The sequence below is a fragment of the Croceibacterium segetis genome (assembly GCF_011320115.1).
In the GTDB taxonomy this organism is placed as follows: domain Bacteria; phylum Pseudomonadota; class Alphaproteobacteria; order Sphingomonadales; family Sphingomonadaceae; genus Croceibacterium_B; species Croceibacterium_B segetis.
This window is the reverse complement of record NZ_JAANOZ010000016.1, coordinates 1-19,890: the sequence shown is the minus strand read 5'-3', so window position 1 is coordinate 19,890 and position 19,890 is coordinate 1. Positions and strand designations below refer to the sequence as shown.

Here is a 19,890-nt window from a genome sequence, read left to right as displayed (position 1 = left end):
ATAAGCTTTTGAACGCGGTGCACCGGTTACTGGCTGAGCGCGACCGAGGTTGGCGAAACGCCGTGAGGCGGCGTAGGTTTGAAAGCGATTTATGAGACTTCTCGCAATCATCATTGTCCTGGCCTCGTTCCCCGCGTTCGTGGCACTGCTGCAATCGAAAGCGCATCGAAAGTGGGCGTACGTCGCCCTTGGTGCATTGCCGATGCTCTATGCCCCACTCAATCTCGATGCCTCCTTCATCAGCTGGCCGCTGTGGCCTGGGCACGCACGCGGACTCACGCTGACGATCGTGGATCCGCTCGCGCTGGCCGTGTGCTTACGTTGTGCGCGCGGCCGTCCGCGACCGCGGCTACTATGGGCCTTTGCCATATATCTGGCTTGCCTGGTGCCCGGGCTGTTCACGGGCACGTTCACGCCGGCCCTGTTCTTCTTCTTCCAGGCGCTTCGTATCACGCTGTTTTTCTATTCTGTTTACCTCGCGGTGCTCGGTGGGCAAGCGATGCGGGTGGCCGAAGGTCTGGCAATCGCGACTATCGCAAGCGGCGCGGTGTCGGTTTACCATGGCCTGTCCGGCGCCTTGCAGGCGCAAGGAATTCTCGGCCATCAGAACCTGTCAGGTCTTGCGACCAATCTCTGCGTCCCGCTGCTGCTGACGCTCGGGCTGACCACTAAGCGCCGGTTGTTCTTGGTGGCCGTGGCTGCCGCTGCGATGGGCGCAATCGCGGGCGGATCGCGCGGAACGATTATCTTCCTTGGCGTCTCGCTTGCCGGCACGATGGGAGTGGTGCTGGCGGTGAAGCCGAACGGACGCACATTCGCGATTGCGGGACTGGCGGCGCTCGGTCTCGCGGCCGCCACACCGTTTGCGATCCACAAGCTGGACGAGCGCAACGCCGGCTTCGAGAAAGACCCCGAGCGGCTTGCCTTCGAGAAAACCGCAAGGCTAATGATCGCCGATCACCCATGGGGGGTGGGACTCAACCATTACGTCAGCGTCGCCAACCTTGGCGGCTACTTCGACAAGGCTGGCGTCCGCTGGGGCTACGAAGCGCGCTCGACCAACGTGCACAACACTTACCTGCTCATCCACGCGGAGGCTGGCCTGCTTGGGCTCTGTGGATTTCTGATTTGGCTGCTGAGTCCGATTCTTGCGTCCCTCGCGGCGCTGTTCCGCCGGCAAATGCCACTGCGCGAGGTCAGCGCCGCCTGCGGCTTCGCGATTGCCGGCACTGCTCTGCATAGCCAGTACGAATGGGTCACGGTCACGGCGACGCCGCAGTATTTCATCGCGCTGATGGCAGGGGTGATCGCGGCCGTGACATCGGCTTCTGCGCGCGCGCGGCGCACGCGGTCGGCGGCGCACGCGACCAAAGCCGGGTCCGGGACGATGCGGGAGCCGTCGCCCCAGCCATCGACGAAGACCATGGGGAGATGACTGCCGCAATCCCCGACGAGCAAAAAGCGGAAGCGAGCGGCCCGCTGGCAATCAGCGCCGCGGGGACCCACCTGCGGGTGCCCGAGCTTGACGGCTGGCGCGCCACCAGCATCCTGCTCGTGCTTGCCGGTCACCTGCTTCCACTCGGCCCCCACGCGTTGGGGCTGAACAATCAGGCCGCGCTGATGGGCATGAGCCTGTTCTTCGCCATTTCCGGATTCCTGATCGTGCGCTTCCTCGCCGAGGGAATGCCGGTCCCCGCGTTTGCGGCGCGCCGGCTGTCACGCATCCTCCCGCTGTCGTGGACAGCGATGGCCGCCGTGTACGTGATGAGTGACGCCGGCGCGGGCAAGCTCGTGGCCAACTTGCTGTTCTATGCCAACCTGCCGCCGGCGCGGCTGATGCATGGGGGCGAGCACCTGTGGTCGCTGTGCGTCGAGGTGCAGTTCTATGCGGTCGCGGCGGCGCTTGCGCTGCTACCGCGCCGACGGGGCCTCTACCTTGTGACGCTGCTGGGGCTGCTGGTGACGGCGCTGCGCGTGCAAGCCGGTGAGCCGATCAGCATCATCACCTGGCATCGCGTCGACGAAATCCTCGCCGGCGGGACCATCGCGCTGGTTTATTGCGGGTGGTACGGCGTGGGGGCGCAGGCGCTGCTGCGACGCACGCCGGTCGCGGTGGCGGTGGCGGCTTGGCTGCTGTGCAGTCATCCGGCGTCGGGGCCGCTGCTGTACATACGCCCATACGCGGCGGCGCTGGTCATAGGAACCTCGCTTCAAGGCGTCGCCGGACTGCCCGGTCGGCTGCTGACCTCGCGACCAATGGCCTACATCGCCGAGATCTCCTACGCGCTTTACGTGATCCACGGAATCCTGACGGTCACTTGGCTCGGGTCCGGCCCCAGACTCGAGAAGTACGCCAAGCGCCCGTTGCTGTTCGCGGCGACCTTCGCGCTAGCGCACTTATCGACGCGCTACTTCGAGCGGCCGTTCGTGAGGCTTGGGCGCAGGATTACGTCCTCGCCCAAGCGCGTCTCACCGCAGCCGGAATCGATCTGACGGCGGACGGCCGAGGCCAGGACCGCCGGGACGGGCCATTCCCCGGAATGCTCGCACACCGTCTACGATAAACAAGACGACAGACCAGGGATTCCCGATCTCCCAAGTCCGCAGCCACGCGTCTGCGGGCCGTCCGCTGCGCAGAGCGAACTTCGCGAAGGCCTTTGGACTAGGACCCTTCATGGACCGCGTTGGCAATTGCGTCGGCCAATATCGGCCGACGACCCAGATGCGGAGTTCGAGGCGCAATGGCTAAAAGGTCTGATCGACGCTTAGCTGCATGGTCGAAGCAGTGTCGGTGATAACCGTCGTCCGCCTGACGACCGCCGACTGACGGGCATTATGTATCGTAATATTTGCTGTAGGCTCCAGCGCCGTAACCATAGCCGTACTTGTCGAAGATGGGCCCTCTGTAGCGATTAAGGACGGTCCCGAGGCAGACTGCGGGCGCAAGCATCGACAAGGCGTCTTCGACATGCGCCTTGCGCGTTTCAGAACTGTCGACCACCAGGATGTAGCCATCGAGATGCTTGATCGACAGCATGGCGTCGTCGTTGGCAAAGATTGGGGGCAAGTCAAATAGAACTACCGTCTTCGCCGGCTGCGCTCGAATGGCACTCAGAAGCCTGGAAAAATTCTCTCCTGCCAATAGTTCTGCCGATTCCAGGGGTTCCGCATTCGTCGGCAAGATCGCTAGGGGCAGACCCTCAACGCGCAGTCCGATCTCGTGCAGAGCCGCGTCGCCTGAAAGGAAGTCTCTGACTCCCCGGGTTGGCGCCAAACCCAGTTCGGTCGCGATCGATCCGCGGCGCAAGTCCAAATCTACCAATAGCACGATCCCTTCGGCGACCTTCGCCAAAGACAAGGCGAGATTCGCGGAAATGTACGACTTGCCGGCCGCGGGAGTGGCGGAAGTTATGCCGATCAGTCTCGGCGTCTCGTCCGACCCCAACAAGTTCATCAGGCTGGTGCGCATGAGATTGAACGGCCTCGAGCGGCTATCGCCGCTGTTAAGGCCGACGATCTTGTGTTCGGCAAGCCAGCTTCGCTCGAGTTCCGCTTCAGGAAGACGCGCTAGGTCGAGCGTCATGGGACCCGCCGTGCGAGCGGGGTCGGCTTCGGCCATCTCAACTATATCCTTTTGCGGCCGTCTTCCGCCAGAACCGGAAGCCCGTCCGCCTGGCGCCTAGCGGCTTCTTGGGAACAAGCGGAACGACGCCAAGTGGCGGAGCACCAGTAATCGAAGTCAGTACCCTGGGATCGCGAATCGGCCGTAGCGCGAGCTCAACGAGCCCCGCGAGCAGCAGTCCGAGACCAAGGCCGCCAACAACGCCGCCCGCCAGGACGAGAAGTCGGTTCGGCCACACCGGCTCGTCAGGCATGACCGGAGGCTCCACCACCGTAAGCCTTTCGCCCATCTGCTCATCCTCGGCGCGCACGCCCGCCTTGGCCGAAAGCAATTTCTGCTGGACTTGCTGATACTGCTGATTGAGCCCGGTGAGGCGCTCCTGGAGAGCGGAAATCTGTTGCTGTACCAAGGGCGCGCGCGATTGGGCGGCAAGCTGCGACGAGACTTGGGCGTCCTCCCTCGCCTTGGCGGCCCGCAATTGGGCGATTTGCGAGTTATTGAAAGCGATCTGCTGATCGATTGAATCGAATGGTAACTTTTCGGCAGTGCTGCGTGCCAGCGCACGCGCTTCCTGAAGGCGCTGTTTTGCGATGACCACGTCGGGGTGATTTTCAGAGTAGACCGCACGAGCTGCGGCCAAGGCTGCTTCAGCGTTTCTGACCACCGGATCGCGCGTATCGGAATTCTGCGCGGCTTGCTTTTGGGCAATCAGATTGGCATTGTCTCGCTGCAGCCCGGCGATCTGCACGTCGTAGCTTCCCGAGTTCCCGGTGATGACCGTGCTGGCGCTCCCCAAAACGCTCCCGTAGCGAGAGTTGATCGCCGCCAATTCACTTTGGACTTTGGCAATCTGTTCCTCGAGACCGTGCGATTGATCGGCGAGGAACTGGGCCGTGTTGGTGGCCTGCTCCAGATTCCCGCTCGAATCGAGTTCCAGAATTCGATCCATGAGATCCTGGACGACCGCCTGAGCCGGTGCCGCTTCGGCGTATTCGAAGCTGAGCTCGAAAGCGACGGTGCTGTCCTTGGCACCCCCACTCGGGAGCGCCACGGTTGAAGGCGTTAGCGTAATCTTGTCGCGCATTTCGTCGATGACATCCGACAGCGGTTCGGACGCGCGTTCGCTCGAGTAGAGGCCATGCCGGTTTATCAGGTCGACGAGGTCCGGTCTGCTCGTCACGCGCTGCTTGATGGCGGCAATTCTGCGCTCGATGAGAGAATCGCTGAAATCGCCGATGATCTCGTCGGGCAGCTGCGGCGATTCCACCAGCATGACCGCGTTCGCCTTGTAGCGCGGCGGTATCAGAAGCACGGCCGCCACCGCTCCTACAACGCCAACAAGCGCAGGAACGATGATCCACCAGCGGCGCTGCCACAAGATCGCCGGAAGATAGGAAATAAATTTCCCGCCGTTATCCTGTGGCGCCTCCTCTGTGCCTAGCGTAAGCTCGTTCATCGTGTCCTTCCGAAGATGTAAGAAACGCCCAGCAGCGCCTGATAGTTTTGTCGCCTGCCGGACTGGTCATCGTTAACCGAGGCGAAGCTTGGAGTAACAAACGCTGCCACGCGCTCCGCCAGCTTGCGTCGATACGTGCCGCTTACGCTGACGAGTTCACTGCGCCTGCCGAGACCGGTCGAAAAGGGCAATCTCGCTTGACTGGTGCGCGCATAGACGGCGGTCACAGACGCCGTGTCGCGTGGACCGAAGGTGCGGGCGTAGCTGAGCCCGACGGAACTGACGGTGGTAAGGCCCCCGAAGGAGGTAGGCTGCGTCGCCCTCGTTCCTGTCAGACAAGCGCTACCCCTGCCGTCCTTGTCGCAAAGGTCGAGATTTCCCGCCCATGCGACGGTCGTCTCCCGATTTCCGCTTGGGGATTCGACGGCAGCTATCGAGGCGCCAATCTGCCCCGAAAAGTGGAGGGTTTGCGAGAGTTGATGGTCAACCCCAACCAGCGAGGTGACGAACAAGCCATCGCCCGCCCGCTGGCCGAGATAATTCGCGTACCCCCCGTTCACCGTGACCACCGCCGAAGTGGTCTCGCTCAAGGTCCGCGTGTATTCTAATCCGAAGTTGGAATCTCGATAGTCGCGGCCGGACCCGGAACTGACGCGAGTGAGTCCAACGCCCGCGCTCGCCACCAAAGAGCTCTTGGGATCCAAAAGATGTTTCAGCGAACCATTGACGCTAAGCCTGCTGGACCGGCCCGCGACGTTGGCCAGGGTAGGATCGATCGGCGAGCTGGCGGGCACTTGGCTCTGTCCGACGATGTCCGCTGGCGTGCCGAGGTAAAATTGCCGCGCCGCTGATTTGCTCGAGCGAAAATCGACGTTGGTGCTCAGCGTCGTTTTTTCGTCGATGCGATGCTCTCCGGCAGCCCCGAGTTGGACCGAGCCATCCAATCCATATTTGTCGAAGAATTCCTCGAGACTCAGACCACCCCAAAAGGTTACCGATGATGTGCCGGTTTCGACCGCCAGCGAAGGCCGGACTGTCAAATTGACGCCAACCGCCGATGTGTTCGGACCATCGAGCAGGTACGGATTGCTTGCCGCCGTAGCTCCTGCCGAAACGTCGACGTTGGCGCGAGACTGAGCCCTCGCGACAACAGGCGAGAGGCAGAGGCTTGCGGCGGCCGCGAACGATACGCCGCATAGGCCTCTACGATAGGAGAGCGGCAATGAGGTCATGGCACGATCAACGTGTCGCCAGGCTCAATCTTCGTGATGCTGGAAAGCACGCCCGCATCTTCCAGGTTGCTTCCCCCCTTAAAGACCGAGCCGATGTGCAGCCGAAAAGCCTTGAGCTGCCCCCCCTGCTTGCGCAGCAAAAGAATGTTGTCCAGATTGGCAAACTCGCCCGGGCCGCCAGCCATGCTGAGCGCTTCGAGCACATTGACATAGCGTCCGGGCGTGAATGTACCTGGAGCTTTTACGCGCCCCATGACCGAAAACTGCATTCCGCTGGGGTTCACCACGGAGACCGTCACCTGTGGAACTTGGCCGCGATACTGGCCTTGCAATTTAGAGGTTATCGATGCCTCCAATTGCTGGGGCAATAAACCTTGTGCCACGACTTGCCCTACCAACGGAAACGCGATCGTGCCGTCCGGCAAAACCTTGACGGTCCGCTGAAGGCGCTCTTCTCCCCAAACGTAGATTTCGAGCTCGTCCCCGGCGTTGATGCGATACTCCGGCACTTGTTGTCTCGCCTGAGGCACTGGTGATTGCGCCTGCTGGCCGAGAGCGGCCCCGGGCACCCCAAATCCCAATACAACCGCCAGAAGTGACGTCCCGAATCGCATTCCGCCCTCCAAAGATATCGACCTGCGCCTTGCTCGGCCTATAACAACCTGCATGCAAGCTGGCCAACCTCTCAAACCGCCAATCCCGTTCTGGTGCACCTTTCTTGTCCTGTGTTGCGCGGCTTTTGTCGCGCCCGGTTGCTCGAGCCGCAGCCAGGCAGCGGCTCAAGAAGCAGCTCTGGCGCAAAGAGCGCTGAACAGCAACGATTTGCCCGCCGCTCGCGCCGCGATCACAGCCGCGATCGCGGACAGGGACGATATTGCCGACTACCACATCCTGCGCGGCCGAATTGAATTCAACATGGGCTCATCAAGCGCGGCCTACAACGCCTACAGTAATGCACTGGCGCTGGACCCGACCAATATGGAGGCGCTTCTGCAAGTGGCGCAGCTGGGCCTCACCACCGGCAATCTGCGCGGGTCGCTCGACGCTACCGAGAAGGCTCTCGAGTTGGACCCCAACCAAGTCGACGCTCTGCTGATTCGCGGCATCCATTCCATGGTCGAGCACAATTATGCCCAAGCGATTACGTACGCCGACAAGATTCTTGCTCGCTCGCCCGGACAGGAGGGCGCCTCGATTCTGAAAGCGCGGGCGCTCTATACGCTCCATCGGCCCGCGGAGGCGTTGAAGACGCTCGATAGCATTTCGGGTGACGCAGCCAACTCCCGGGCTACGAGCCTGACGCGGCTCGAGATTTATCGCGCCGAGCGGCAACCTGCCGAGATGCTCGCCCAGTTTGAACGGTTGCGCCGGCTGCAACCGGGCGATCCCGACTTGGCTCTCGATGAGGCCAATGTTCGTTTCAAGTTGGGGCAGCGCGCTGAAGGTCATGCTCTGGTGGAGAAAGCACTGGTTAATCCGGCGATCAACGGGGCTACCGCCGATCAGGCCCTCGCGCTTTGGCAGGAGTATGGCTCATCCGACGTCGCGAGGAGCGCCGTCGAAAGGATCGGCCGCACCGCCTCCAACGCAGCTCGCATAGCGCTCGTTCGGTACCTTGTCGAACAGGCACGGGGTGAGGACGCGGCCAAGATCTATGCGCAGATTTCGAAAGCCCCGCCTGCCGGCCTCAAGGCCCGCCTGCTTCTCCTGAACGGTGACGGACAGGAGGCCGGGCAACTGGCCGCTACAATACTTGCCCGGGACAAAACCGATTGCGATGCGCTGGTTGCCGCAGCGGGAAGCGCGTTAAAGCGCGGCAGCGCCGAGGAAGCCTTGCGGTTTGCACAGCAGGCGTCGTCGGAATGCCCGGCGATGGTAGACGGATGGTTGCTTTCTGCCCATGCTTACGAGGCTTCGGGTGGGGACAGTGGTGCGAGCGGTGTGAGCCGAGTCTACCGAGATGCGCTCGAGGCGAACAAGCAGAGCGAACCGCTGACGGCGGCGTACGGTCAATGGCTCGCCTCTCACCACAGGACACGCGAGGCAGTCGCCATCGCACGGCGGCTGACGCGCTACGCGCCGGCTCTTTTGAACGGCTGGCGGCTGTACGCAGATCTTTGCCGAAGGTTCGACCAGAGTTGCGTCAGCTCTGCGACAACGGGTTTGGCGAATGCCCGGACGTTGTTCGGCGTGGATCTTGAACCGGGCCAGCCCCCGCCCAACGGTTTGCTGGGCAGGTTCGTAGCACAATGAACGTGTCCTCGCCCTTGAACGGACGAATTCCCTTTCTTGATCTTGATTTCGACGCGCTCGACGAGTCCGGCGCCGTGGAAGCGGTGCTATCTTTGCAACGCGGCGACACGTTCGCCTATATCGTGACGCCCAACGTAGATCATCTTGTCCGGCTACATCGGCGAAAGGACGATGCAGCACTCTGGTCGGCGTATCGCAGCGCAACGCTGTGCCTTTGCGACAGCCGCATTCTGCTGGCCCTTGCTAGACGGTCGCAGCTCGAACTCAGCGTTGTTACGGGCAGCGACTTGACCGCGCGCCTCCTTCGCGCTGCGAATTTATCAAGCGCGGCCGTCATCGGCGGCGATTCATGCTTGGTGCGCGATTTGGCTGCCAAGTACCCTCATGTGAGGTTCCTCCACCACCGTGCCCCGAATGGCATCCTACATGATGCCCAAGCGCAACTGGAGGTTGCGAAGTTCGTCGAAAGCTGTGCGGCAGGTGTGCATTTCTTCGCGATTGGGGCGCCGCAAAGCGAGCTCATCTGTGCGCTTATTCGCGAACGCGGGAAGGCGGCGGGGGTTGCCCTGTGCATCGGGGCATCGCTCGAATTTCTCACCGGCATCAAGCGCCGGGCCCCTCGATGGATGCAAAGGGCCGGCCTGGAATGGCTGTTCCGGCTGGCGAACGAGCCGGCACGGTTGTGGAGGCGGTACTTGGTCGAAGGACCAGCCATCGTTCGGATCTGGTGGCGCTGGCGCCTCAGTTTTTCTCGTTAGCTCTGCGCGTGCGGGTCCACTGTCTCTCTCGAGCCGAAAGGAGCCGGAGGTAGAGCGGGATCTTCCATAGCACGTAGACGGGTGCCCGCAGAAGTGCCCGCCAGGGAAGCGCGGCCCTCCCCTGCATAGTCCAGGCGGCGCCAATCGCCGCGATCGCAAAAGCGAAGGCGGTCAGCAACACCGCCGCCGGTCCAGGATTGCCATAGAAGGCTGCTGCAACAGCGGGGATGAGCGCCACCGCGCCGATAAGGAACAAAAGGGACAAAGGCGGGACCAACATGTGCGCTCCAAGGGCGACAAGGTGCCGCGATCGGCGGACGATCCCCAGCAAGAGGAGCGGCAAAGCGGTTCGAATGGAATGCGCCAGGAATCCGTGTTCCCATCGCCTGCGTTGCCCGAGACTGTCCGACAGTTGCGCGGCGGGGCTCGTCACCAGCAGATGTTCATCGAAATGAACTTTCGTTCCGGCCAGCGCCAGCGACAGCGCCATCCCGAGGTCCTCCACCGCTTCGGATGTGGCGAGATCCAGCTGCAGAAAGACCCGCCAAGGGAACATCATGCCGGTTCCGAATAGGGTAACCCCGCCCCCCAGACGGTACAGGCCCCTCGCCCGCACCAGGTTCTTGATCAGCATGGCGAAATTGGACACCAGCACAAGTGATGGCGCGTCCGTTGGGGCGGACAAGAGGTTCGCGTATTGGACCGGCTCGTGCAAAGCCACCGCATAGTTGGCACTTTGCTGAAGGTTGCCTTGGGCGATCCGACAATCCGCGTCGAGGACGAACACCGCATCCGGAGGCTGAGCCGACAAAAAATCGCGGGCGCATGCGAGCGCGAAGCCTTTTCCGCGGCGAAGCTGATCTTTGCGCTCGGCGACGGCTGCGCCAGCCGTACGCGCGAGCTCGGCTGTCGCGTCGGAGCAATTGTCAGCTATCACGACTAGCCGAGTTGTCGAGCCGATCTGCTTCCGAACGGCCTTCACGGTGTCGGCGATCAGCAAAGCTTCGTTGTGGGCTGGAATGACCACGGCTAGCTGCACATCGGGTCCCTGGCCGAGAGTCGGTCTGCGCGGGCGCAGGCCGGCGAAAACTTCAGCCGAGAAGCAGAACAGCGTGAGCGCCGGTGGAATCGCGCAGAACCAGACGAAAAAGGAGCCCATCGAACCGCTAGTTTCTCAAAGGCGGGATGAGTGCCAGGCGTTCGCCAGGTATGTTCCGTATTTGGATAGATCTCACGCGCGGCTTGCCTGGCCTCAGCGCCGCGCTAGACCGGCATGGCACCGTGAAAGGCAGCACATGACTCGCAGGTATTTTTCCCAAAGGCGCATTCTGGTGACCGGCGGAGCCGGATTCCTCGGATCGCACTTGATCGATCGATTGCTCGAAGGCGGCGACGAGGTGCTGTGCGTCGACAATCTCTTCACCGGGTCGAAATCGAATATCGCGCATCTGCATGGAAATCCCCGTTTCGAATTCATGCGGCACGATGTGTGCTTTCCATTGTACGTCGAAGTGGACGCGATCTACAATCTCGCTTGCCCGGCATCGCCGATTCATTATCAGCACGATCCGGTCCAGACCACAAAGGTCTCTGTCACGGGATCAATTAACTTGCTTGGGCTGGCCAAGCGGTTGGGCTGCCGCATTCTTCAAGCGTCGACCAGCGAGGTTTACGGTGACCCCGTCGAACATCCGCAGACCGAGTCATACTGGGGCAACGTGAACCCGATCGGCATTCGTTCTTGCTATGACGAAGGCAAGCGATGCGCCGAAACGCTGTTCTTCGACTATCACCGGCAACATAGTCTTGAGATCAAGGTCGCGCGCATCTTCAACACTTATGGCCCGCGGATGCATCCGGCCGACGGTCGCGTCGTGTCCAATTTCATCATGCAGGCCCTGCGCGGAGAAGACCTCACCATATTCGGCGACGGCAGCCAGACGCGTAGCTTTTGTTATGTCGACGACCTGGTCGACGGGTTGATCAAGCTGATGGAAAGCCCTGCAGACTTCCTCGGTCCGGTCAATATCGGCAATCCTGTCGAATTCACGATCCGCGAGTTGGCGGAACTCGTCATCGAAATGACCGGTTCGCGCTCGAGGCTGGTCGAACTGCCGCTCCCCTCCGATGACCCGACGCAAAGACGTCCTGACATCAGTCTTGCTCAGGCCAAGCTGGACTGGGCACCAAAGGTCCCGCTGACCGAAGGTTTGGAACACGCCATCTCGTATTTCCGCCGCCTGAGCAACTAACGTCCCGCCAGGGTCTCCAGCAAGAATTCATGGTACTGTGCGCTGACCGATTCCCATGAAAAGCGCTCGATCCCTTCCGGTGCGCCGGCATCACGGGCTGAAAGCGCAGCCTTCAGTGCGGTATACAGGGTGCGGGGATCTGTCGTGTCACAAAGAAAATGGCGGTCGCCGAGAATCCATCTCAGCCTTGCGCTATCGTGAGCCACGATCGGTAATCCGCTAGCCCAGGCTTCGAGAAACACGTTTCCAAAGGATTCGAGAAGCGAAAGATGGAGAAAGACATCGGCCGACCGGTAGAGGTCAGGCATGTCCTCTGGCGGGAGAGAAACCAGTTTAAATCGGCCCGGGAGGAGTTGCTCGGCCAGCCTAGTGACTTGTTGCCGCAGGGGGCCGTCGCCCGCGACAACGAGCGATGCGTCGGCCAATTTGGCTACGGCACGAATACCATCGATGACGCGCTTGCTGTCGATAAGGGCGCTGACCATGAGGACGACGGGACCATTGGTGGGCAGTCCCAATCGGCTCCGTTCTGCTTTGCCAGGCTTAAAGCGGGCAACGTCGACGCCGTTTGGAATGAGGCGGCAATTCCAACGATCGGCGTTGCGGGTCAAATAGTCTGGGTTTGTGCAAACAAGCCCTTCGCATGAAAATGTCCGATACTCCGACTTGTTGCTGAAAGCCGGCCAATCGCCGTTCTGAGTGACAAAGATGCTCGCCGGCCCCGTTCGGCCGAAGCGTCTCAGCGCCCAATGCGTAAAGGGAAAGGAACACGTGACGCTAGCGTCATATTGCTTCAGGTCGATCTTGCGCAGCAGATTGAGCGCGAAGGTGGCGTCTTCCCACGCCGTTTCCGATCGAAATGGCGGGAATGTCGGGAACTTTTCGAACCTCTCACGGCGAACCGAAGGGACCTGGACATAGTCGTACCCGCGGTCGCCGGCGATCGGTCCCGATCCGGCAACAGTAACATCCTCACCGCCTCGGGCGAGCTCCGCGGCAACGGCGAGAAGCGCGATTTCGGCTCCGCGGTCGTACCGGTGAATCCCCGGAAGGGCGAAAATCAGGCGCATCTGCTCTCAAGCTCGATGGTCGTGGCTCCACGAGGTCAGGCGAATCGAACCCGATATGCCGCAGTGCCGTCGGCATGGGCCAACTATAGCCGAGACGCCTCAGCCCGCCGGCTTCGAAGTTTGAGCGCTTGTGGAGGCGGGTGCCGGCGGTGAAAAGGAGTCTTGATATTCGATTTTCGCTTTGCCCTTCTGCGCTTCCAAGCGCTGTTGCATCGCCGCGGACAAGGATTGGTTACGGAGCAATTGCACCGCCGCGGGCCTTGCCTGGTCACCTTCGATCGGCTGCGGCTTGCTGCCGGTGATGACCGCGACCGTGACCACGCCGTTTTCCGCGAGGACGAATGGCTCGCCGGACGGTAAGCTGCGAATTTGATTGAGCCGCTCTTGCCCCAGACGCGCTGAGTCCAATTGACCGGCGTCCCTGCTAAATTCGATTCCCAGTTGCCGCAACCTGCTCGCCACGGCATCCATCGAGTGATCGCCCTGCAGCGCCTTCAGCTTTGCTGTATCCGCTGGAGCGGCGAATTGGATCCGGTCAACGGTGAAGATCGTGCGCCCGGAAAAAAGGGCCGGATTTCGCTCGGCAAAGGCATCGATTGCCTTGGCATCGGGCACCGCCACGCTGCGGCCCACTCTCTGGCTGAGAAGCTGAACGAGAAGCGCATCCTCCAATTGGCGGCGACGGATGAGAAACTCCGGAGTCTTGTCCAGCCCGTCGTCCCGGGCCGCTTGCGCGAGAAGCCGCCTGTCGACAATTCTTTGGAGCGCCGCTTTTTGGGCTTGCGTCTTGTCGACCCCCTGCGGAAGCTGCATGCTGCTAAGTTCCGCGTTCACCTCCTGAAGCGTGATCTCTTCGCCGTTGACGACCGCCGCAACTTGTCCGGTGGCTTCCTTTTGGCATCCGGCCACAAGCACGACGCCAACCAAGCAGGCGATCCTGAAAGCTCGAAAAGTCGTCATTTTACAGTTCACCTCCTGGGCTGGTCGTCCTAGACAATCAGCAGCTTCTGCAACGAAGGATTTGCCGCAGCGGCAAAGCCTTTGACAAACTGGCGCAACATATCGACTGCCGCATCTCTATCCGTACTGAGCACGGATACTCGCAACAACACACCGTCAGGAATCCGGCCCGCAAGGTTTTCCTCGATCACTGCAATGCGTTGTTCGGCCCAGGACCGCGGGTAGTGATGCCCGAGGCGGGTGAAGTAAATAACCTGCTCGGTCCGGTCGGCATTTGCGGCTGTGAACACATTCGAGGGGATCGGCCGCCCCAAGGCAGAAATTGCAATCCGCTTGGTTTCGGTGAGAACAAAACCGCCCGTCGGATAGCAGACTTCCGGCCGGTGCACCTGCAGGACGCCGTCCTGTCTGTTGTTGTAGGCGATCAGCATCATGACGTCCCCGGCGGGCGCGCTGTAAACTCGCGTAACGAGGTTGTCGTACAGACGCGCGCTAAGCGAATCCGGAGGAGGCAGGACGACGCCGCTGCTGCCCGCCAGGCTCCAGCCGTCGAAATTCACTGGAACCCACCTTTCGAAGGTCGACGACTTGATGAGCGGCCTGTCCACTCTCGGCTGACGCGCGAAGGCGACGCAGGACGCTGCGGCCAGCGCTCCTCCGATCACGAGGTGACGTCGCGACAGCATCTGCACGGACTTGGCGTTCTCATCAGTCATTCTGCAATCCGCCCGCACGCTCACCCGCGTGTCGCAACCACAAGGCCCGGATCGCTTCGTCCGCAAGGTAGATTGAGACAAGCGCCACCGCGAACATGACCACGCCCGCGGTGTTGTGGAGGAACCCCTGGGCTGCCGCCTCACCGAAGTAGTAGGTAACCAAAATCAACATCAGCACTCGCACGAAATTTGCGAGGAGCGCTACGGGGATAATCAAGCACCCCAGTAGCGCCGCATAACGCCACTCCGCTTGGTGCCGGATGTAGATGTAGAACAGCGAAATGGCGGTTAGAGAAATGATGGAATTGAGCCCGGAACAGGCCGCCGCGACGAGCAGCTCATACTGGCCGATGTATATCTTTACGCCCTCGCCGCCGATAGGATAACCGAGCGTGTGAAGCAGGCTGACCGCGGCTTTCGACAGCTCGATTTTCATCGGAAGAGTAACGGCTGCGACCAGCGTCTCTGGAGGAGGGAAGATAAACGCGAGGTAGAACAGCGGGAACCACAGCCGCCGCAAGGATTCGTGCCCGACCATGCTGTAGAGGACAACAAGGAGGCAGGCATACATTGCATACCCCTCGATCTCGACGATCTGCGTGATCCGAGTGAACGTATAGAGAGATAAGGAAAATGCCAGCAAGAGCGCCACTTTGGTGCCGCTCGGCTGTTGTGCGACCGCTCGGGCTTCAGGCCATTGGCGCCACAGCAGCCAAAGCCCGGTGAATAGCACGATAGGGCCGTGGGATCCCTGTTCTGTACTCCAACTCTCCTTCGCGACGAAGAACATCGTCGGCAGAGCGACGACCGCCACGCCGAGAAGAAGGACGACTAACTCTACGATCTGAGAGCCGGTCGATTGCACAGGTCGCGCGTACGCGCTCGGCAATCCCGTGTTGTCGCTCTCAATCCCATCACGCGGAGTTTGGGCGACGGTTGCATCCATGGTGGCGTGTCTAGCACAATCCAATGACCTCACAATCGCTCTTGGCTCACCCGTTCGCATTGTACCGAACTGGCGCAACACACAGGTCCCGCTTTATCGTGGCTACTGCCGACTCGCCTGAATCGCCCCAGTGAGTTAACTTGTAACATATGGGTGCGCTAAGAAATTCTTCCGGGATTAAGCTTGCTGGCTACGCCTTCGCTGCTGCCGTGGCCGTGGCATGCCTCGTCCTCGCTCTGCCGACAGGCGACGTCAAATCGTACAGCCAACCGGGGCACGCGCAGATCCATCGACCAGCAAGTTCCCCACCGCCGCGGCCTGAACCGCAGCTCATCCAGATGCTCACGCGGGAACAGGCACTTGCGATCAACGATGTCCGCCCGGTCGTTCTGGGCGGACTTCAAACGGCGCTTGCGTTCAACTACAGTGATAAGCTCATTTCCCCCACGGGACACCAATCCGCCGTCGATTGCCTGGCAACGGCGGTATACTATGAGGCAGGAGGCGAGCCCGAGGAGGGCCAACGAGCCGTTGCCCAGGTCGTACTAAATAGAGTGCGGCATCCAGCTTATCCGCAAACGGTCTGCGGTGTTGTCTATCAAGGTTCGGAGCTCCCAAGCGGTTGCCAGTTTACCTTTACCTGCGATGGCAGCTTGGCGCGGCAGCCGAGCGGCAGCGCTTGGCAGCGCGCGCGGCGAATTGCCGAAGAGGCCTTGGCCGGCCGTGTCGAGCCCTCGGTCGGCATGGCAACTCATTACCACGCCAATTGGGTTGTGCCGTATTGGGCGGCGAGCCTCGACAAGATCGCGGCCGTGGGAAGCCATATCTTTTACCGCTGGCGAGGATATTGGGGCCAGAGGCAAGCTTTCGACAAGCCGTACGCGGGAGAAGCGGCCGGTGCGACACGGCTCGCCTACGCCGACAAGTTGCTGGCCGCTTGGGACGAAAATACACCGCAAGGGATCGCCTTATCATCGACGCATCCCGCGCAATCGCGCGACGATCTTGTCGATCGTTTGCAGCCACGTCCCGCGGCGGACCTAGCAGTCCGCGAGCTCCTGGCGGACGACGCATCGGGAAGGCTTGTTGTCGATGACCCCGCGACGAGCGCGCCCCGGGCTATGTCGCTCACACTCGCGCCTTGAGGGGGATGAGAGCGGCGCGGTCCTAAATTTCGATGATCAACGTTACCTTTTCGGGAGTGGTGCCCGCGGCGTCGGCGATCGTGACCTTCGCTTGGTGGACGAGGCTCTTCAGTCTGCTTTCGTCCTCGGGCGCTTCTTCGCTCTGACCGGCAATAGCGGCAAGATTTGCGGGGCCCTCCAGTTCGCTTTCCGTGACCTCGAGGACTTTCAGCAACTGCTGACGTTTTCTTGGGCGGGGTGCATTCTTGTTCGCCTCCCAAGCCCATACGGTGGGCCGACTCACGTTCATCTTATGGGCGAACTCGACCAGCGAGAGCCCTCTGGCGAGCCTGATGGCCCTTATCCTCTCGCCGAGGGTCTGCGCTGTTGCGCGATTGACCGTCGAAGGTCCTGGCAGCGCCTCGCCCGGGCGCGACTTTGGGTCGCTCCGCAATAGAGCGGCGCTCACGGCGGCCTCGGAAAGCGGCCGGGCGAATGAACAGCCAAACAGGTTGTCGTCAGCCCAAACGATCCCCGCCGCGGCGTGGCCGATTTGAGGTAAGTCTATGACGAGCTTTTGGCCGACCACCAAGCCAACCGCAGCTTCAAGTAGCATACCTGTCGTCGACAGATTGCGGATGAGCACGTCAGTGGCGTTGCCAGCCCCGGGAGCGCCGCGAGCACGCAGAGTCATCTCGCGCCGGATCGAGCCCCGGCGGCCCTTGAGATTCGGCGTGCCTACTAGCTCTGCCGCAATTGCCACTCACGCCTCCAAGTCTGCAAAGGGAGGAGTGGCCGGAATACCGTTAATTAATCGTTAGCATCGAGCCCTCTTGCTGCAGTTCGGCAAATGACATGCACCTCCGGCCGTCCCCGGGGACGGCCGGATTCGCGACGCAGCGTCAATCCCGCCCAAGGAGCATTGTGGCGTCTGCAGCGCTTGGCCTGCTTCAGAGTGGCTTTGGAATCGGATGAAGCTTTGTCATGGTCTCGTGACGCGTGGTCCCGACCGCCCGCAACCGGAATACGCAACTCTCTCGTTCATCGTGCTGATTCCGCTGACGTACGTCACTGTCTGGACGCTGTTGGTGTTCTGCGGAATGTAGCCCCGCTCGCAAGAGAGCAGCCGATGCATCGAGGAGATCCCTTTCAACGGCGATTTCGCGCTGTCCAGGATGCCGGGAGCGCCGGGTCGATTTCGCGACCCCCCGGCACTCCCGAGAGGAAGCACCATAGTCTGCATCCATTAAGAGAGCGTTGCCGAGGAGCGTCGATCCCCGAAGGCGGGACTCAGCGCTCACCTGCGGTGGCTCGCTTCTGTTCGGAACATTGCCGGCTTATCGGTCACGCTGGGGCGTATACCGCATGCATCCACGCGTGGGCTTTTCGCCTCATGCGGCGCTGTTGAGCTCGAGAGTCGATCGCTCAAGCGACGACCGCACGCGTTACGAGCGCCACCACGGCCTAATATTTCGCAAGCGAACCTATGGTTCGTGTTGGGAGAATGCCCGAAACAGGAAGGCAACTTCCAGAAGCGCGGCGGTCACAAAAGCCGCGAGCGCGACATCGAACGAAGGGCTTTCGACAGTTCCAGCAATCACCATCTGGTAGAATAGGTACGCCCAGGACGGTAAGCCGACGCAAAGAACGTAGAGCTTACCCCACAGAGGATGAGAGCTCCAAATCGCCCGCCGCAGTTCCCGCAAAGTGGCCGAAGGCATGCGCATCCGGCGAATGATTGCATCATCTTCGTCATTACCGCAATAGATCGCAGGTTGCCGCAACGCCGGCGAGCGGAGCGTCAGCCTCGGTCGATGTTGAGGCATCCTTTCGTAATCGCATACCCCTTAGCCCGGTACGACGATCAATGTGAGAATGCCCGCAAATCCGGTGCCAGCCTGGATCTCGTCGACGCGCTCTGGATCAATCGCGACGACAAAGGCGATCGCGCGCTGCCCGTGCTCGCAGCCCCCGCGCGAACCGTCGCGGGTGCCGCCATTGTCGCCAGGCGCTGTGTCCGCCGGTGACGCAAACTTCACATGGTACGGCACGTTTCGATGCCCGTCGGAAAGCACCAGCGCGCCCGCCGTTCCACTGCCTGTGGCCGAAACACCGAAGGAATGGCCCGTCGTATTGCGCGACAGGCAAAGATGCTGCGAGGTTTCCGAATATGCTTTCGCAAGCGCGCCAAAATGAATTTCGTTCGGTGCGGACGTCCGGACCGGAGAGGCGATCGATATGGTGATGCCGATGGACCCAGTTGAGGTCGGGCCAAGCGGTCCCTGTCTAACCGCCCCAGCCTGGCTCGCCACAAACAACGAACTGGCGCAGATGGCCTGCCCAGCGAGCCACATGTTACCTCTTTTGTGCATGGTGACATGTCCTTCCGCTCTCAAATGCATGATCTTAAAGCCAGCGACATCCCATTTCGGGTGTCGCAGGGCGACTGGCCGCGAGCATCAGACAATCGAGCTATGGGCGGCGGTTTTCCGTACCGCTCCCCTTCTGAAGACATCCTGCGGTTCTGCACCGCGCGCAGCGAGCTAGTTCGTCGCGGAACCGGGCAACGGTCCACTGCTTTGCTGTGCTTCTGCAAGAGAACGATGAAGGTACGATTGCGTTCGCCCTCAGTAAGATGCCTCAGCTATCGTTCCAGTTCCTGGGCCAATTACGTGGGCGGCCTAGGCCGGGCTGGCGCACCGGCCAACAAGTCGGCAACTCACCGGGCGCGCATGGAGCTTTGACGGGCTGCGCGCCCGAAACATCGTGCTGGACGTGGTTTACGGCGGCGCTCGCGGCTGGGGCGGCAAGCGTGCCTGACGCTCCGCTCAGGACAACTATGACGGGTTCCGGAGCGACAAGGAAACCTGAACGCCGCCCGCCCGGCGCGGGAAGCATCACCGGCAGACCTGCGGGCACCGCGCTTACTGTAGCGACGAGACGTTCCCGGTCATTCGGTTAAAAGCCTGTAGCGCCGGTTCAAACGTCTGTTGGCTCCTTCAATGAGGATGGCTGCCAGGCAGGCGTTCACCCGAAGCAAGGAATTGATGTCTGGCGAATTCAAAGTTCGCCGGCTCATACCGCTGCTAAGCAACGCGCCGCTAACGGCGGAGAGCGAGCCAATGATTTAGTTTGATAAATGTCCAATTCGGGTGATCTTCCGGCACACATTTCTCCCGCTCCCACTTGGCTGGGAAATCCAACTCCGACCCATTGGGCAAAGTGACTTTGACGGTTTGCATGGGCCCCTGCCGGAAAAAAGGGTGCACTCGCATCGCCTTCGGCGCAAGCGCCTTTCGATATCAACAGCGAATGCTGGTCACTGGCCAAATCCCTTGCTAGCTCAGTCGCAAGTGAACTGCGGGATGCAAGAAGCGATGAACGATGACATTGAGCCGCTCGAGGCGGCGCTGTGGTTTCGTCGCATTGAAATGATTGCCCGGGGCGAGCTGCCGGGCGTCGAGAACGCGCTGCGCCACGCGGCTCATTTGCTGCAGCTCA

The 19,890-nt window shown here is 61.2% G+C and carries 17 protein-coding genes; 6 read left to right on the top strand and 11 right to left on the bottom strand.

Translation table 11 applies throughout. From position 1 onward, the window contains the following. The first annotated feature begins 91 nt into the window (after positions 1-91). Both G7B69_RS14420 and G7B69_RS14415 read left to right on the top strand, forming a co-directional pair. A complete protein-coding gene (locus G7B69_RS14420; RefSeq protein WP_166180522.1) occupies positions 92-1,435 on the top strand; it encodes an O-antigen ligase family protein in 1,344 nt (447 codons plus the stop codon). Then, on the top strand, positions 1,432-2,493 hold the full coding sequence (locus tag G7B69_RS14415) for an acyltransferase family protein (protein ID WP_166180521.1): 1,062 nt from the start codon (positions 1,432-1,434) through the stop codon (positions 2,491-2,493). The genes G7B69_RS14420 and G7B69_RS14415 overlap by 4 nt, the downstream gene beginning before the upstream one ends. A 340-nt stretch (positions 2,494-2,833) precedes the next feature. Here the strand turns inward: G7B69_RS14415 and G7B69_RS14410 are convergent, their stop codons facing one another. Genes G7B69_RS14410 through G7B69_RS14395 form a run of 4 tightly spaced genes read right to left on the bottom strand, consistent with a single transcriptional unit; the run spans position 2,834 to position 6,819 of the window. Then, entirely contained in the window at positions 2,834-3,619 is a 786-nt protein-coding gene (locus G7B69_RS14410; protein ID WP_166180520.1) for a CpsD/CapB family tyrosine-protein kinase, read from the bottom strand. 1 nt (position 3,620) lies between these two features. Continuing rightward, positions 3,621-5,078: a Wzz/FepE/Etk N-terminal domain-containing protein gene (locus G7B69_RS14405; protein ID WP_166180519.1), complete on the bottom strand. Its 1,458-nt coding sequence runs from the start codon at positions 5,076-5,078 to the stop codon at positions 3,621-3,623. Beyond that, positions 5,075-6,310 (bottom strand): hypothetical protein, encoded by a 1,236-nt coding sequence (locus tag G7B69_RS14400; protein ID WP_166180517.1) that lies wholly within the window; start codon positions 6,308-6,310, stop codon positions 5,075-5,077. The genes G7B69_RS14405 and G7B69_RS14400 overlap by 4 nt, the downstream gene beginning before the upstream one ends. Next, a complete protein-coding gene (locus G7B69_RS14395; protein WP_243415200.1) occupies positions 6,307-6,819 on the bottom strand; it encodes a polysaccharide biosynthesis/export family protein in 513 nt (170 codons plus the stop codon). The genes G7B69_RS14400 and G7B69_RS14395 overlap by 4 nt, the downstream gene beginning before the upstream one ends. A gap of 157 nt (positions 6,820-6,976) precedes the next feature. Between G7B69_RS14395 and G7B69_RS14390 the strand changes: the two genes are divergently transcribed. Together G7B69_RS14390 and G7B69_RS14385 are read left to right on the top strand one after the other, a co-directional pair. Next, a complete protein-coding gene (locus tag G7B69_RS14390) occupies positions 6,977-8,563 on the top strand; it encodes a tetratricopeptide repeat protein (RefSeq protein ID WP_166180513.1) in 1,587 nt (528 codons plus the stop codon). Beyond that, positions 8,560-9,321 carry a WecB/TagA/CpsF family glycosyltransferase gene (locus G7B69_RS14385; RefSeq protein ID WP_166180511.1) on the top strand — a complete coding sequence of 254 codons (762 nt, stop codon included), beginning with the start codon at positions 8,560-8,562 and terminating at the stop codon, positions 9,319-9,321. The genes G7B69_RS14390 and G7B69_RS14385 overlap by 4 nt, the downstream gene beginning before the upstream one ends. Here G7B69_RS14385 and G7B69_RS14380 read toward each other — a convergent pair. After that, positions 9,305-10,480, bottom strand: a complete 1,176-nt coding sequence (locus G7B69_RS14380; RefSeq protein ID WP_166180509.1) for a glycosyltransferase family 2 protein — start codon at positions 10,478-10,480, stop codon at positions 9,305-9,307. The genes G7B69_RS14385 and G7B69_RS14380 overlap by 17 nt on opposite strands. 136 nt (positions 10,481-10,616) lie before the next feature. Here G7B69_RS14380 and G7B69_RS14375 point away from each other — a divergent pair, with 136 nt between their 5' ends. After that, positions 10,617-11,573 (top strand): UDP-glucuronic acid decarboxylase family protein, encoded by a 957-nt coding sequence (locus G7B69_RS14375; protein ID WP_166180507.1) that lies wholly within the window; start codon positions 10,617-10,619, stop codon positions 11,571-11,573. On the opposite strand, the gene G7B69_RS14370 is transcribed toward G7B69_RS14375, so the two are convergent. From G7B69_RS14370 to xrtV, 4 genes are all read right to left on the bottom strand, one after another. Next, positions 11,570-12,643 (bottom strand): glycosyltransferase, encoded by a 1,074-nt coding sequence (locus tag G7B69_RS14370; protein WP_166180505.1) that lies wholly within the window; start codon positions 12,641-12,643, stop codon positions 11,570-11,572. The genes G7B69_RS14375 and G7B69_RS14370 overlap by 4 nt on opposite strands. 99 nt (positions 12,644-12,742) lie before the next feature. After that, the gene (locus G7B69_RS14365; RefSeq protein ID WP_166180503.1) at positions 12,743-13,603 is read right to left on the bottom strand and encodes a SurA N-terminal domain-containing protein; all 861 of its coding nucleotides are present in this window, start codon (positions 13,601-13,603) and stop codon (positions 12,743-12,745) included. A 29-nt stretch (positions 13,604-13,632) separates the two neighbouring features. After that, positions 13,633-14,319 carry an exosortase-associated protein EpsI, V-type gene (gene epsI, locus G7B69_RS14360; protein ID WP_166180501.1) on the bottom strand — a complete coding sequence of 229 codons (687 nt, stop codon included), beginning with the start codon at positions 14,317-14,319 and terminating at the stop codon, positions 13,633-13,635. Next, on the bottom strand, positions 14,312-15,265 hold the full coding sequence (xrtV, locus tag G7B69_RS14355) for an exosortase V (protein ID WP_166180499.1): 954 nt from the start codon (positions 15,263-15,265) through the stop codon (positions 14,312-14,314). The genes epsI and xrtV overlap by 8 nt, the downstream gene beginning before the upstream one ends. A 338-nt stretch (positions 15,266-15,603) precedes the next feature. Between xrtV and G7B69_RS14350 the strand changes: the two genes are divergently transcribed. Continuing rightward, positions 15,604-16,410 (top strand): cell wall hydrolase, encoded by an 807-nt coding sequence (locus G7B69_RS14350; protein WP_207786037.1) that lies wholly within the window; start codon positions 15,604-15,606, stop codon positions 16,408-16,410. A gap of 22 nt (positions 16,411-16,432) precedes the next feature. On the opposite strand, the gene G7B69_RS14345 is transcribed toward G7B69_RS14350, so the two are convergent. Next, on the bottom strand, positions 16,433-17,152 hold the full coding sequence (locus G7B69_RS14345; RefSeq protein ID WP_166180495.1) for a helix-turn-helix domain-containing protein: 720 nt from the start codon (positions 17,150-17,152) through the stop codon (positions 16,433-16,435). Positions 17,153-18,236: 1,084 nt separating this feature from the next. Further along, positions 18,237-18,761 carry a hypothetical protein gene (locus tag G7B69_RS14340; protein WP_166180493.1) on the bottom strand — a complete coding sequence of 175 codons (525 nt, stop codon included), beginning with the start codon at positions 18,759-18,761 and terminating at the stop codon, positions 18,237-18,239. Positions 18,762-19,890 lie beyond the last annotated feature (1,129 nt).